This is a genomic window from Micromonospora sp. NPDC049359, assembly GCF_044466585.1.
In the GTDB taxonomy this organism is placed as follows: domain Bacteria; phylum Actinomycetota; class Actinomycetes; order Mycobacteriales; family Micromonosporaceae; genus Micromonospora.
This window is the reverse complement of the sequence record NZ_JBITMW010000002.1, coordinates 323,103-337,399: the sequence shown is the minus strand read 5'-3', so window position 1 is coordinate 337,399 and position 14,297 is coordinate 323,103. Positions and strand designations below refer to the sequence as shown.

Sequence of the window (14,297 nt, the reverse complement as noted above, 5' to 3'; positions counted from 1 at the left end):
GACCCGCACACACCGAGGAGGATCCCGCAGTGACCCACCCCCGTGCCGGCCAGCCCGCCGAGCCCGCCGACCTGGTCGACGTGCCGCGCCTGGTGACCGCCTACTACGCCGAGCATCCGGACCCTGCGGACCCGGCGCAGCAGGTCTCCTTCGGCACCTCCGGTCACCGCGGCTCCAGCCTGCGCAACGCGTTCAACTCCGACCACATCGTCGCGGTCACCCAGGCGCTCTGCGACTACCGGCGGGAGCAGGGCCTCGACGGCCCGCTGTTCCTCGCCCGGGACACCCACGCGCTCTCCGCGCCGGCCGCCGTGGACGCCCTCGAGGTCCTCGCCGCCAACGGCGTCACCGTGCTGGTGGACAGCCGCGACGGCTACACCCCCACGCCGGCGCTGTCGCACGCGATCCTCACTCACAACCGGGGTCGTACCAGCGGCCTCGCCGACGGCATCGTCATCACCCCGTCGCACAACCCGCCGGACGACGGCGGCTTCAAGTACAACCCGACCAACGGCGGGCCCGCCGACACCGACGTCACCCGGTGGATCCAGGACCGCGCCAACAGCATCCTCGCCGCCGGGCTCAAGGAGGTCCGCCGGATCACCTACGCGCGGGCCCGAGCCGCCGACACTACCGGGGAGTACGACTTCCTCGCGCACTACGTCGACGACCTGCCGGCCGCGATCGACATCGACGCCATCCGAGCCGCCGGCATCCGTATCGGCGCGGATCCGCTGGGTGGGGCGAGCGTGGCGTACTGGGGTGAGATCGCCGAGCGGCACCGACTGGACCTGACGGTGGTCAACCCGACCGTCGACCCGACCTGGCGGTTCATGACCCTCGACGGGGACGGCAAGATCCGGATGGACTGCTCGTCGCCGAACGCGATGGCGTCGCTGATCGCCGCCCGCGCCGACTACCAGATCTCCACGGGCAACGACGCGGACGCCGACCGGCACGGCATCGTCACCCCCGACGGCGGCCTGATGAACCCCAACCACTTCCTGGCGGTCGCGATCGGGCACCTGTTCCGCACCCGCGCCCACTGGGGGCCGGCCGCCGCCGTCGGCAAGACCCTGGTCTCGTCCTCGATGATCGACCGGGTGGCCGCCGATCTGGGTCGGCCGCTGTTGGAGGTGCCGGTCGGGTTCAAGTGGTTCGTGCCCGGCCTGCTCGACGGGGCGGTCGGCTTCGGTGGCGAGGAGAGCGCCGGGGCGTCGTTCCTGCGCCGTGACGGCTCCACCTGGACCACCGACAAGGACGGCATCCTGCTCTGCCTGCTGGCCTCCGAGATCCTGGCCACCACCGGGCGCAGCCCGAGCGAGCACTGGGCGGAGCTGGCCGAGCGGTTCGGCGCCCCCGCGTACGCCCGGATCGACGCCCCGGCGACCCGCGAGCAGAAGGCCGTGCTCGCCAAGCTCAACCCGGATCAGGTCACCGCCACGGAGTTGGCCGGCGAGCCGATCACCGCGACCCTGACCACCGCCCCCGGCAACAACGCCCCGATCGGTGGCCTGAAGGTCAGCACGAAGTCCGGCTGGTTCGCCGCTCGTCCCTCGGGCACGGAAGACGTCTACAAGATCTACGCCGAGTCCTTCCAGGGCCCCGACCACCTCAAGAAGATCCAAAAAGAAGCCAAGAACCTGGTAGACCAGGCCCTGACCCAGGCCTGACCCCTCCGGCCGCGTTGATCAAGAGGTTTGCGTCACGACGCCCGGCGTGTCGTGACGCAAACCTCTTGATCACGCGGCAGGTGCGGTGGGCGCGGCAGGTGCGGTGGGCGCGGGGGGTCAGCAGGGTGGGGGGTCGGCGGGTGGGGGGAGTTCCTGGCTGCGGCGGCGGAGTTCTTCGGGGAGTAGTTCGCGGAGCTGCTCGGGGAGGAACGGCAGGTCGAGCAGGGTCATCTTCAACTGGTTGCGCTCCTGGTAGCGCAGCGGGTCGAAGCGGACCACCAGGCCGGCGTCGCGGCGGTACGAGATGTCCACCGCCCCCTCCGTCGCCGCGTCGCGGAAGACCAGACCGTCCATCTCCACGACGACCGGCGACGAGTTGGGCTGTAGCTCCAACCGGATCTTCTCGTCCGGGGAGAGCACCACGGCACGGGAGATACCGGCCATCGGCGCGGCCGGCGTGATCACCACCGAGTCCGCCGCCGGGGAGATCAGTGGACCGCCGGCCGCGTAGCTGTACGCCGTCGAACCGATCGGGGTGCTGACCACCACGGCGTCGCTGCGGTAGTAGCCGTACTGCTGGCCGTCGATGGCGAGCGTGACGCTGACGAAACCGGCGCCCGGCTGGCGGACCAGCGCGATGTCGTTGAATGCGACGACGTCGTCACCGCACACGTCGCAGGCGAGACACGCGTGCGACTCGACGGTGAAGTCCTTCGACAGCAGCCGGCTCAGCGCGTCGGGCAGTCCCGGCGGTTCGATCTCGACCAGAAACCCCAGACGACCCAGGTGTACGCCGAGCACCGGCTTCGGGTCGCGGACGGCGGAGCGCAGCGCACCCAGCATCGTGCCGTCACCGCCGATGCTGATCAACGCGTCGGCGCGGGATGCCACCTGGTCCGCCGGCACCGGTTCGACAGAGGACGGGACGCGGTGCTGGTCCTCCTCGGACACGTACAGCGTCTTGCGGTGACGCGTCGCCCACCGTTCGATGATTTCGACCACCTCGGTGACATCCCGGGTGGGGTGCAGCACAAGTCCCAGCCCCGACACCCGTCCAGCTCATCACATCGGTGCGGGGCGCACCCGGCGTACGCCGAAGGTGCGCCGACGGTCCGTGGACCGCCGGCGCACCTCGCCGCCGTCAGGGGCGGCGTTGACGGGTGAGGTGGGTCAACGAGCGGGCGACCAGGTCATCGCGGGTCGCTGGGGAGAGGCCCTCCAACCCGAAGCCCAGGTACACCGTGTCCCCGGTGACCACCACGGAGCCCTCCTCGAACGCCTGCTGGCTGCGCGACCAGTCGTTGGCGTTGCCGCCGGAGCCGGCCGGCGGCCCGGCCACCGTCCAGCCGCCCAGGTCGGCGGACTCGAACGAGGTCTCCGCCACGGTCGCGGAGTCGACAATTACCCGGGCGTCGTCCAGGAAGACCCCGAGCCCCTGGGCCCCCCAGTCCGAGGCGTACGTGATTGACACCTCGACCTGCTTGCCGGCGTACGCGGTCAGGTCGACCACGAACTCCTTCCACCCACTCGACGTCCCGGTCGCCGCGTTCCAGCTTCCGGTGCTCCCCGAGGGGGAGCAGCCCGCGCCCTGGTAGTGGGCGAGGAAGGGGTGCAGTTGGCCCCAACCCGAGGCGCAGCTCTCCCCGGTGACCGTGCTGGTCTTGCCGTTGACGTCCGGCAGTGTCGTCCAGTTGTCGCTGCCCACCTCGTGGGCCTCGACGAAGAGGAAGTCCCAGTTCTGCTCGATCTCGTACGAGGTGAAGAAGCGCAGCTCTGAGCTGGTCGCCCCGCTGAGGTCCACCGTGCGGGTGAGCCGCTTGTACGACTCGTTGGCCTGCCCGCTGTACAGGTACCACTCACCCGTACGCGGGTCGAACGGCGCGCCGCCCGGTCGGGTCCAGCCCACCGGCGCGGAGCTGGCGAACTGCGGGAACTCGTCCGGCGGCAGGAAACTCGACGTGGTCAGGAACGACGCGGTGTGCCCCTGGTTCTCCGCCGAACCGGCCGCGTTGAGCTGCCCGTTGAAGCCGGTGAACGTGCCGTCGCGGCCGGCGGCCGGGAACGGCTCTCCCTCCGGCGCGGTACCGCCGTCGCTGACGTAGGTGTGCGCTCCCAACCAGTACTGCTGGAAGTCGTTCAGCAGCGGCAGGCAGGCCGGATCGTCGGCGTTGGTGCACTCCGGCGGCGCGTCCGGGTGGTAGACGTACGAACCGTTGGCGCCCTGGGCGTACAGCGCGTACTGGCCGCTGACCAGGAGCTTGCCACCCTCGTTGAGGTAGTCCCGCACGGCCAGTTCGGTGTCCAGCGCCGCCTTGGCCGCGGTGCCGGCAACCTGGCCGGGGGAGCGCATGATCACGTCGTCGCCGGTCTCCCACACCACCGCCTTGTAGTGCGACAGCACGCCCAGCGGATGGGGCGCCTTGCGGCCCATCGCGTCGAAGTCGTACACGTCGCTGCTGCGGCCGGCGGCGCTCAACGATGCCGCGACCTCGTCGGCGTACTTGGCGGTGGTGCCGGTCTGTGTCGGGCTGAGGCCGGTGACGTCCTCCATCGCGAGGACCAGCACGTCGCCGCCGATGTCGGTGTGCACCTGGTAGGTGAAGTGTTCGCTGGCGACCACCCCGGACCGGGGTTTGTTGCCGGTGAACCAGACCTCCACCCGGTCACCCGGTTTCGTGCCGCCGACCGTGCCGCGGAGCTCCGCGTAGTAGTCGTCGTGAGTGTCGCCGTACCGTTCGCCTCCGCGCCACTCGCGGACCGCGACGGTCTTCGGTCGCCCGCCGTTGACCGTGTAGTGCATCTTCACGTTCTTCAGCGCCCGCCGGGTGATGGCGGCGACCTGCTGGGTGCGCCCGTACGAGGTGTCGAAGGCGTCCACCACGAAGTCCGGGGTGCTCCGGCCGACCACCGACACCGGCTCGTCCGGGTGCGCCGCCGACTTGGCCACGGCGAGCGCGAACGGCAGGTTCTTGCGCACCTCACCAGCGATCAACGTCTCGTCGTCGGGGAAGATGAAGCCGCTGACGCAGTCCTCCGGGCGCCACTCGTCGTCCGGGTCGACCGCCGAGGCGGCCTCACACGTGGACATCTCGGGGGTGAAGCCCAGCGCGCCGTACCGGACGGTGGCGTGGCTGTCGGTGTCACCGTTGGTCGTGTACAGCTCGGCGGAGATGTCGGGGTCGTAACCGGGCACCGCCGGGTGCGCGTCGTCCCCGGCCATCGCCTTGTAGATCTCGTCGTCCGGGCTGGGGGTGCTCACCTGCCAGCCGATCCCGTAGAGCAGCAGCTCGGCCGCCGAGTGGTAGTTGACGAAGAACTCGAACCCGACCCGCTTGAAGAGCTGGTCCAGGGCCTTGGTCTCCGGCTCCGAGTTGGGGCCCGGACCCCGGTAGGTCTCACTGTTCGGCTCCGGTGACGAGCCCTCGTTGTCGTACCCCCACTTGTAGGCGAAGTTGCGGTTGAGGTCCACGCCGTCGCCGGAGGTGATCTGCCCGTCGCCGTTGTTGTCCCGCAGGTTCTTGCGCCACAGCCGGTTGCCGGTGGTGAAGGTGAAGTCGTAGCCGTCCGGGTTGGCCACCGGCAGGAACCACAGCTCGGTCGTGTCCAGAAGTTTCGTGATCTCCCGGTCGGTGCCGTAGCTGTCGAGCACGTGGTGCATCAGTCGACGGGTCATCTCTGGCGTGATCCACTCACGGGCGTGCTGCGCGCCGGCGTAGAGCACGGCTGGCCGCTTCCCGTCCGCGACGGTCCGCGCGTTCTTGGTGACCTTCACGGCGACGATCGGCTGGCCCTGCTGGGTACGGCCGATCGTCTCCACCTTGGTCAGCTTGGGATAGCGGGCCGCCGTGGCGTTCAACTCGTCGCGCAGACCGCCCGGCTCCCCGTAGGGCCGGAACGCCGTCCAGCCCGCCGCCGCCTGCTCCCGCAGCGCCTGGGACGCGTCCTTGCCGCGCACCTTCTTCACCGACAACGGGACGCCCTGGTCGGTCAGCCGCTTCGCCTGCCGGCGACTGAGCACCGTCTCGACGGTCGTCCTGCCGGTCGAGTCGGTCTTCGCGTCGTGGCCGAGGTCGACTCCCGCCGCGCGTAGCTGGTCCCGCTGTTTCGCGTCGACCGTGCCGACGTAGACCTCCAGGCCGTCGCGGGCGCCCGGTTCGGACGGTGGCTTCGCGCTTGCCGGCGGGGTTAATGCGAGTGCGCCGAGCAGGGTGACCACGCTGGCGATCGCCAGTCGTCTCGGTCTCATCGCGCCTCCTTGGGTGAAGGACCTGTAGGCGCGAGCTTTCGGTGTGGCGTGATTGATGTCAATCGGTCGATGGGCGGGTCGTTGCTGTCCGCGTCGATGCCGGAGCCAGCTGTGACGGGTGGCGAGTCGGGTGGGAAGGCTCCGTCAGCTCGCGCCGGGGCCGACGCGGGGTGTGCGCCGGCCCCGGTTGCGACGGCGTCAGCGGGCCAGCGGGATCCCGGTGCGGCGGTCGGAGAACGGACCGGGCAGGATGCCGCAGAGCCGGGCTAGCTGGTCGGTGACCTTGTCGGGTTCGTCGAACGGGTCCAGTCCACTCACCTCGAAGGGGTCCAGGACCGGTACCGTCACGTGCGAGATCAGCGGGTGCAGCGGCCGGCGGTCCGCCTCCCCCTTGCCGAACAGGTCCTCGTGCAGCTTCTCCCCGGGTCGTAGCCCGGTGTAGACGATCGGGACCGGGCTGGCCGCCTGCTCCACCATGCGCCGGGCGAGATCGTCGATCCGTACCGGTTCGCCCATGTCGAGGACCAGGGCCTCCCCGCCGCGCCCGATGGCCGCCGCTTGGAGAACCAGATGTACCGCCTCCTGCACCGTCATCAGGTACCGGGTCACGTGCGGGTCGGTGACGGTCAGGGGCTGTCGCGCCTCGATCTGCCGCTGGAAGGCGGTCACCACGGATCCCCGGCTGCTCAGGACGTTGCCGAACCGGACGCTCAGGAAGGTGCCCGGGTACGTGGCGGCGGCGTGCGCGGTCAGCATCTCGGTGATGCGCTTCGAGTAGCCGAGCACGCTTATCGGGTTGGCGGCCTTGTCGGTGGAGATGTTGACGAAGCGGGTGACATCCCGGCAGGCGTCCAGGACGGTGAGCGTCCCCCAGACGTTGGTCTTGACCGCCTCACCCGGGTGGCGTTCCAGCAGGGTCAGATGCTTCAACGCGGCCGCGTGGAAGACGATCTCGGGGCGGCGCTCCCGCATGATGCGGCGTACACCTTCGTCGTCCCGTAGGTCGGCGAGAATGAGTTCGGGGCCGTCCAACAGCGCGCGCCCGGTGAGCGACATCTGGAGGCTGTGCAGGGCCGACTCGTCCCGGTCCAGCATCATCAGCTCACCGGGGTTGGCGCGCATGATCTGCCGGCACAGCTCCGATCCGATCGAACCCCCGGCACCGGTGACCAGTACACGTCGGCCGGTCAGCCCGTTGTCGTCCAGGGTCAGGTCGCCGACCACCTGCCGGCGGCCGAGCAGGTCGCTGATCTGGACGTCCCGTACGTCGCTGACGGTGATCCGGTGATCCACCAACTCCCGGACCGGCGGCAGCACCTTGAACGCCGCCCCCGTGCGTAGGGTCGCCTCCCGCACCTCCCGGATCAGCATGGCGTCGGCGTTCGCCACGGCGAAGATGACAGTGGTGGCGCCGGTGCGCTCGATCACCTCGACGAGGTGCTGCCGGCCGCCGAGCACCGGGACACCTGCGATGCGCAGGTCGTGTTTGCCCGGATCGTCGTCGAGCGCGCCGACGGGAAGGTAGCGGCCCTTCGGGTCGCTGAGCATCGCGCGTACCAGCCCCTGCCCGGCCTCGCCGAAACCGAAGAGGAGCACCGGGGTGGCCGAGCGGGCATCGGGTCGCATCGCGCGGTCGCGCCGGTGGCGGTGCAGAAGACGGCAGCTGAGCATCAGCAGCAGCGCCAGTGCGGCACCGATCACGGGGGTGCTGGCCGGCACTGGGCGTTCGCCCATCGAGAGGAGGGCGACGAGGACGATCGCGGCCGTGGTGGCGGTGGTGCCGGCGAGTCCACGGACTTCCTCGACGGTGCCGAGAGGCTGACGACCGGAACGAATACGACGCAGTGCGCTGACTCCGACATGCAGCACGGCGGCACCGCCACCGAGCAGTACCGCATTGACCGCTTGGTCGACGGTGAGGGCCATCTCGTACCTGGCCCAGCCCGCGACCGTGAACCCGCCGACCCAGCCGAGGGCGTCGGCGGCGAGGAAGATGGCAGTCCGACGGCGGCTCACCCTGGCCCGGCCGGTGGCTGTTGACGCCGTTGGCTCAACCCGTTGCATCTCCGGGGGCATCTACGACTCCCTGTCCTGTCCGTGGCCGAAGATGACCCAGGGCAGGTCAGGGGGCCACGGCCATCCGCTACCTGCTTAGCGGAATATGCGGCGCCGAATCCGGTTTTCACATTTCTATGACCGGTTGTCTGATTTATGGTCGGGAAGTCCGACGGGTCTACGCGCGAGGCTCGCGTCCGCAAGGGCGTTTCGCCCGGTCGGTTGGCTCGTTGGGTCAGGAGCGACCATCCGTATCTCGAAGGGGGCCCGCGCGCAATGACCTGGCCCGGGGCTGCCCTCTTCCCCGGCGGGGCGACCGGTGCGACCGAGGCGCGGACGGACCACCCACCTGGGAACAGGGCTTCGGGCGCCCACCGGGACCTCGTCGGTCGGTTGCTCCGCTGCTATCCGGTGACCGTCGTCGTGCTCGCCCCGTACGCGTTGCTGATCCTGCCGATGGCGGTCTACTACCGGAATCCGGAGACCGGTTTCATCGTCTATCTGGTCGGGCTCGCGTTGCTGGGCAGTGTCGCCGTGGAGACGATGGCCAGCCTGTTCGGCCGTCCCGACCCGCGCTGGCGCGACGGCTTCCGGCGCGCCCACGCCCGCTATCCGTGGCTGTACCCGATCGCCATCGTGGTCACGCTCACCAGCGTCGCCGCGAACTTGCTCGCGGCGTACCTCGGTCGGGGCAGCATCGTCAACCAGATCTCCGGCGATCTGTCCGACGGACCGCTCGCCATGGTGAGCACGCTCTTCTCCGGCTGGACGGCTCTGGGCTTCGCGTTGCTGGTGGCCAGCCATCTGAGCGGTCGGCTGTCGCGGACGAAGCTGTACGGCTGGTTGGCCGTCCTCGTCGGCGCGGAAATCTACGTCGCGGTACTGACGGCCCTCACCGCTCCGCTTGTCGCGCTGGTGTTCTTCATGGCGGCCACCGGGGCGCTCTGCGGCGTCTTCCGGCTGCGTTACCTGGTGCTCTGCGCGGTCGTGGTCTTCCTCGCGTGGCCGGCGGTGTTCGAGCAGCGCAACAGCATCCGGGAGGATCGCGGCGTCGCGGTGGACACCAAGGTCACCGCCACGGACCGGCTGCGGCTGGACAGCCAGCTCAGTGTGGTGGCGGGCTTCGACGTCCCGGTCGACCTGGGCCAGCCCGTGGCCACCGACTACCTGCGGTACGGGCTGGTGCCCCGGGTGCTCGATCCGGACCGTCCGGCGATCTCCACCGGGCAGCGGATCAACCAGTACATCGGCGGTGGCCCGACGTCGGCCTACACATTCCTGCTGCTGGGCAACATCTGGTTCTTCGACGGTCCGGCCGGCGTGGTCGCCGTGCACGCGTTCTGGGCCGCGGTGGCGGCGGTGCTGCTGCGCTGGCGGGGCGCACCCGGCCCGATCCGGCTGAGCCTCTTCTGCCTGGTGCTCTTCGACCCGCTGCTCTGGTCCAACACCTACCCGGACTCCACGATCAGCTTCCTGCAACACGTGGTGGCGGCGATCCCGGTCTTCGTCCTCCTGGCGCTCAGCCGCCGCTCCCTGCACGGGGCCCGCAGGCGCCCGGAGCCCGGTCGAACACCCGCGATCCCGGCCGCGCGCCGGTGACCGTACGGGTGGGCCGGCACGCGGTCGGTCGCGCCGACGCCCGAGAGGGTCCACGGACCGGACGTCGGGCGCTGCTCGCGCTCGTCGTCGGCGGGCTCTCCAGCGGCGGCAACCTGCTGCTGGCGATCACCGTGACCCGACTGGAGTCGGTCGGTGGGCTGGGCCAGTTCGCCCTGGCGTTCTCGTTCTACATCGTCGGCTCCGGGCTGGTCCGGAGCACCGTGACCGACACCGTGCTGGCCACCGGCGTTGGGGTCGCGTCGGCCTCCCGGCGGGCGATCCTGCTCGGCCTCGTCGGTGGCACCCTCGTCTGCGCGGCCGGCGTGGCATACGGCTCGCCCTACCTGCTGTTCGCGGGCCTCGCCCTGCCCGGCCTGGCCCTCTACGACTACACCAAGGCGGTCGCCGTCGGCATCGGCGCTCCCTCGGCGGCGATGGCCCAGGAGATCACCTGGGCCGCGCTCACCGGGTGTGCCGTGCTGGCCGGCCTGTTCCGGGTGATCGACCCGCCATCTGTCTTCGCCCTGTGGGGCGGCGGCGGCGCGCTGATCGGCCTGGTCGTCGCGGCCCGGCGCCGGTACGCGCTGGTGCCCGGCTGGCGCGTCGGCCGAGCGGAGACCCGCGTCGCGGTGGGATTCGGTACGCAGTTCCTGCTGACCAATGGTTCCGCGCAGCTGGCGCTGACCGCGGTGGCGCTGGTCGCCGGCACGGCGGTGGTCGGTGCGTTGAGCGCCGGGCGCACGCTGCTGGGGCCGGTCAACCTGGTGCTGTCCACGGCGGCCACGCTGGTCCTGCCGCAGTTGGCCCGCACCCGGGCCGAGTCCCGCACGGTGCGGACCCGGGCGGCTGTCCGGCTGGCACTGCTGGTGGCCGCCGCCATCGGGCCGTTGACAGTCGCGGTCGCCCTGCTGCCGGACGCGGTCGGCAGGGAGCTGCTCGGCTCCAACTGGAGCGTCGCCCGGAGCCTGCTGGTCTTGCTCGCGCTGGAGAGCCTGCTGGCCGTGCCGGCCACCATCGGCTTCGCCGGGCTGCGGATCGAACGGGCGAGCCGGCGGGCCATCGTCCTCGGCCTCCTGCTCGGCGGGCTGCGCGTGCCGGCGGTCGTCGCCGGGGCGGTTCTGTTCGGCGCGCCCGGTGCGGCCGGCGCGCTGGTCCTGTTGGCCCTGGCCAGCGCGGTCGCTTGGGGCGGCAGCTATCTCCTGCTGCTGGCCGACCGTGCGGCCGACCGTCCACCGGCGGTCCAACCGGTCTGACCGCCGGACCGGCGCCGACCCGGTCGGGCGCCGGTCCGGCGGCGGGTCAGGCGATGGTCGCCAGGGCAGCGCGGACGCGCTCCACCACGGCCTTGACCGCCGGCTCGCTCAGATCGGCGTACGTGGGCAGATTGAGGCCGCGCCGACTCAGGTCCTCGGTGACCGGACAGTCCGCGCCCGGATCGTGATGCGCCGGCAGGTCCGGGATCGGCACGAAGAACGGGCGGGTCTCCACGCCGAGCCGGGTGAGCGCACGGGCCAGCGCATCCCGGGACGTGGCGTCCCCCTCGGCCCCGACGAGGAAGGCCGCCATCCAGGGCGCGCGGCGGACCCCGGCGGCCACCGGCTGCGCCGACAGCGTCGGCTCGTCGGCCAACTGCTCCTCGTAACCGGCGATGACCCGGTCCCGAAGCGCGATGATCTCGTCCGCGCGCTCCAGTTGGGCGCAGAGCACCGCGGCGCACAGGTTCGTCATCCGGTAGTTGTAGCCGAGCACCGGGAAGTAGTACCGACGGTGCGGATCCATGCCCTGGTTACGGAGGAGACGCATCCGCTCGGCGAGGGCCGCGTCGGAGGTGGTCACGCAGCCGCCCTCGCCGGACGTGAGCACCTTGTTGCCGAAGAACGAGAAGGTCGTGACGTCGGCGAGTGAGCCGGTGGGCCGCCCGTCGAGGGTGGCGCCGAACGACTCTGCCGCGTCGGCGACCAGGAGCAGATTGTGCTGGTCACAGAGTTGCCGCAGGGCGGAGTAGTCGGCCGGATGTCCATACAGGTCGACGGCGATGACCGCCCGGGTACGCGGGCCGATCGCGGCGCGTACCGCCGCCGGGTCGACGCACCAGCTCTCCGGCAGGACGTCCACACAGACGGCCCGCGCACCGCAGTACGCCACGGCGTTGGCCGTCGCCACGTACGTCAGCGCGGGGACGACCACCTCGTCCCCCGGCCCGATGCCTGCCGCCGCCAGGACCAGGTGCAGCGCGACCGTGCCGTTGCTCGTCGTCAGCGCGGTGCCGGCGGCGCAGCGACTGGCGAACCGTTCCTCGAAGTCCCGCAGGTACGGACCCTGCGAGGAGATCCACCCGCTCCGCAGGGCGTCCAGGACGTACCGCTCCTCCAACGTGGAGAGGCTCGGTCGGGCCACCGGATAGGTGTCGTCCGCGATGCTCATGGCCCGTCACCTCCGCTGGGCGCGGCGTCGTTCGCCGCCGTGACGAAGGGGGAGCGGGGCACCGGGCCTGATCCGCCCCGCGCCGCCCAGGCGAGGACGTCCAGGTAGTCGCGGCCGGTGGCCGCCCACGTGCGAGCGGCCAGCCGGTCGTTCGCCCGCCGGGAGGCCGCGGCATAGCGCTCCCGGTCGTCGAGGAGGTGCCGGACCGCGTCGGCCAGGGACCGCGGATCCCGCGCCCGGAAGACCGCTGCCTCGGCGTGGTTGAACTCCAACTGGTCGAGCAGCGGCTCGACGTCGGCGCAGGCGACCGGGAGACCCCAGGTGAACGCCTCCAGCATCGCGCCGCTGGCCGCCTCCCAGAGCGAGGGTACGACCACCGCGTCCGCCCTCGCGTAGATGGCGTTCAGCTCGTCGAGGCTGACGAAGCCGGGAAACGACACCCGGCCGCGCAGGTCGGCCTGCGCGGCGCGGGCGAGCAGTCGGCTCGCCTCGGGCTCGACCAGCGGTCCCGGGCAGATCAGGCGGCAGTCGGGCAGCAGCGCCATCGCCTCCAGCAGCGTGGCGTGGTTCTTGTGCTCCGCGGTGGACGACGGGTAGACCAGCAGCCCCGGTTCGGGCCGCGCGTGCGCGCGTTCCGGCGCCGGCTGGAACGCCGGGGTCGGGATGAGCACGGTCCGCTCCGCGGCCTCCGGGAAGAGACGCAGGGTTTCCCGGTACGGATGGGGCCAGGTGACCACGATCGCCGCCGCGCGGGCCACGTTCTCCCGGACGACCGCCGCGAAGCCGGGGGCGTGAAACTCGGTCCGCAGGTGGCGTGTGTCGTGCAGGACGACGACCGAGGGGCCCGACCCGATCGGGGCAGAGTGGAACGGGAACAGGGTGACGTCGGTGTCGGCATGCCGTACGACCGAGCGTTGCCGGACCGCGTTGACCGCCGTGCGGACCGTACGGGAGTTGCGCACCACCGTCGGTGTCCACCTGCGCAGCAGTTGGCCGGTGGGGTTGTCGGAGCGCAGCGGCTGGGTCACCTCGGTCCAGCCGATGCGCGCGACGGGCACCTGTTCCCGCCACTGGTCCAGCGTGCCCCGCAGGACGTTCACCCGCAGCTCGCAGGAGTCGTCGGCGGCCATGCCGGTCAACAGTCCGTAGGTGAAGGCTTCCAGCCCTGCGGCGTGACCGGGACGGATGGGTGCGGCGTCGACCGCGACCCTCACCGGTCCACCCGGATCAGTCGCCCCATCCGCTCGTCCTCGAGCAGTTGCCGGTCGGCGTCGACCATGATCCGGACCAGGTCGCTGAAGAGCGTCTTCGGGGCCCACCCCAGGGCGCGCCGGGCCTTCGAGTAGTCGCCGACGAGGGCATCGACCTCCGCCGGGCGGAAGTAGGCGGGGTCCAACTCGACGTACCGCTGCCAGTCCAACCCGACCCGGTCGAACGCGGCCTCCACGAATTCGCGCACCGTGTGGCCCTCACCGGTGGCGACCACGTAGTCGTCCGGGGTGTCCCGCTGGAGGGCGAGCCACATCGCCTCGACGTACTCCGGTGCGTAGCCCCAGTCCCGAACGGCGTCCAGGTTGCCCAGGTAGAGCTTGTCCTGGATGCCGGCCTCGATCCTGGCCACCGCCCGGGTGACCTTGCGGGTCACGAAGTTCTCACCCCGGCGCGGGCTCTCGTGGTTGAACAGTATGCCGTTGGCGCAGAACATGTTCCAGGACTCGCGGTAGTTCACCGCCGACCAGTAGGCGTACACCTTGGCGCAGGCGTACGGGCTGCGCGGGTGGAACGGGGTCTCCTCGCGTTGCGGGGGTGGGGTCGAGCCGAATATCTCCGACGAGGACGCCTGGTAGAACCGGCAGCCGATGTCGGCGGAGCGGGCCGCCTCCATCATGCGCAGCGCCCCGAGGCCGGTGACGTCCGCCGTGTACGTGGGGATGTCGAAGGACACCCGGACGTGGCTCTGGGCGCCCAGGTTGTAGATCTCGTGAGGGCGGATGTCCCGGATCAGCGCCGTCAGCGAGGCCGGGTCGGAGAGGTCGCTGTAGTGGAGGAAGAGGCGGGCGTCGCCGCTGCGCGGATGGACGTCCACGTGGTCGATCCGCTCGGTGTTGAAAGAGGACGATCGCCGTTTGATGCCGTGCACCGTGTATCCCTTGTCGAGCAGGAACTCCGACAGGTAACTGCCGTCCTGCCCGGTGATACCGGATATGAGCGCCGTTCGTGACATGAAGTCCCTCTCCTGCTGGGCCAATTTCCCCCGCGCTTCCTTATATCGCTCGCGACGTCGGCGTAACTCGGGTTTC

At 70.8% G+C, this 14,297-nt stretch carries 9 protein-coding genes; 3 read left to right on the top strand and 6 right to left on the bottom strand.

Annotated elements, in window-relative coordinates:
- Positions 1–29 precede the first annotated feature (29 nt).
- The gene (pgm, locus tag ACIBTX_RS07755; protein ID WP_396832207.1) at positions 30–1,673 is read left to right on the top strand and encodes a phosphoglucomutase (alpha-D-glucose-1,6-bisphosphate-dependent); all 1,644 of its coding nucleotides are present in this window, start codon (positions 30–32) and stop codon (positions 1,671–1,673) included.
- A 117-nt stretch (positions 1,674–1,790) separates the two neighbouring features.
- On the opposite strand, the gene ACIBTX_RS07750 is transcribed toward pgm, so the two are convergent.
- From ACIBTX_RS07750 to ACIBTX_RS07740, 3 genes are all read right to left on the bottom strand, one after another.
- Positions 1,791–2,714, bottom strand: a complete 924-nt coding sequence (locus ACIBTX_RS07750) for an NAD(+)/NADH kinase (RefSeq protein WP_396832274.1) — start codon at positions 2,712–2,714, stop codon at positions 1,791–1,793.
- Between the two features lie 100 nt (positions 2,715–2,814).
- Positions 2,815–5,919 carry a M14 family zinc carboxypeptidase gene (locus ACIBTX_RS07745; protein ID WP_396832206.1) on the bottom strand — a complete coding sequence of 1,035 codons (3,105 nt, stop codon included), beginning with the start codon at positions 5,917–5,919 and terminating at the stop codon, positions 2,815–2,817.
- 198 nt (positions 5,920–6,117) lie between these two features.
- On the bottom strand, positions 6,118–7,995 hold the full coding sequence (locus tag ACIBTX_RS07740; RefSeq protein WP_357120003.1) for a nucleoside-diphosphate sugar epimerase/dehydratase: 1,878 nt from the start codon (positions 7,993–7,995) through the stop codon (positions 6,118–6,120).
- Between the two features lie 390 nt (positions 7,996–8,385).
- On the opposite strand from ACIBTX_RS07740, the gene ACIBTX_RS07735 reads away from it, so the two are divergent.
- Both ACIBTX_RS07735 and ACIBTX_RS07730 read left to right on the top strand, forming a co-directional pair.
- Complete coding sequence (locus ACIBTX_RS07735) at positions 8,386–9,573, top strand: hypothetical protein (protein ID WP_357120000.1); 1,188 nt, start codon at positions 8,386–8,388, stop codon at positions 9,571–9,573.
- Complete coding sequence (locus tag ACIBTX_RS07730) at positions 9,570–10,826, top strand: hypothetical protein (protein ID WP_396832205.1); 1,257 nt, start codon at positions 9,570–9,572, stop codon at positions 10,824–10,826. Before ACIBTX_RS07735 ends, ACIBTX_RS07730 begins: the two co-directional genes overlap by 4 nt.
- Before the next feature lie 46 nt (positions 10,827–10,872).
- Here the strand turns inward: ACIBTX_RS07730 and ACIBTX_RS07725 are convergent, their stop codons facing one another.
- Genes ACIBTX_RS07725 through gmd form a run of 3 tightly spaced genes read right to left on the bottom strand, consistent with a single transcriptional unit; the run spans position 10,873 to position 14,221 of the window.
- Positions 10,873–11,997 (bottom strand): DegT/DnrJ/EryC1/StrS family aminotransferase, encoded by a 1,125-nt coding sequence (locus tag ACIBTX_RS07725; protein WP_357393200.1) that lies wholly within the window; start codon positions 11,995–11,997, stop codon positions 10,873–10,875.
- A complete protein-coding gene (locus ACIBTX_RS07720; protein ID WP_357393198.1) occupies positions 11,994–13,211 on the bottom strand; it encodes a glycosyltransferase in 1,218 nt (405 codons plus the stop codon). The genes ACIBTX_RS07725 and ACIBTX_RS07720 overlap by 4 nt, the downstream gene beginning before the upstream one ends.
- The gene (gmd, locus tag ACIBTX_RS07715; RefSeq protein ID WP_357171568.1) at positions 13,208–14,221 is read right to left on the bottom strand and encodes a GDP-mannose 4,6-dehydratase; all 1,014 of its coding nucleotides are present in this window, start codon (positions 14,219–14,221) and stop codon (positions 13,208–13,210) included. Before gmd ends, ACIBTX_RS07720 begins: the two co-directional genes overlap by 4 nt.
- Between the last annotated feature and the right edge of the window lie 76 nt (positions 14,222–14,297).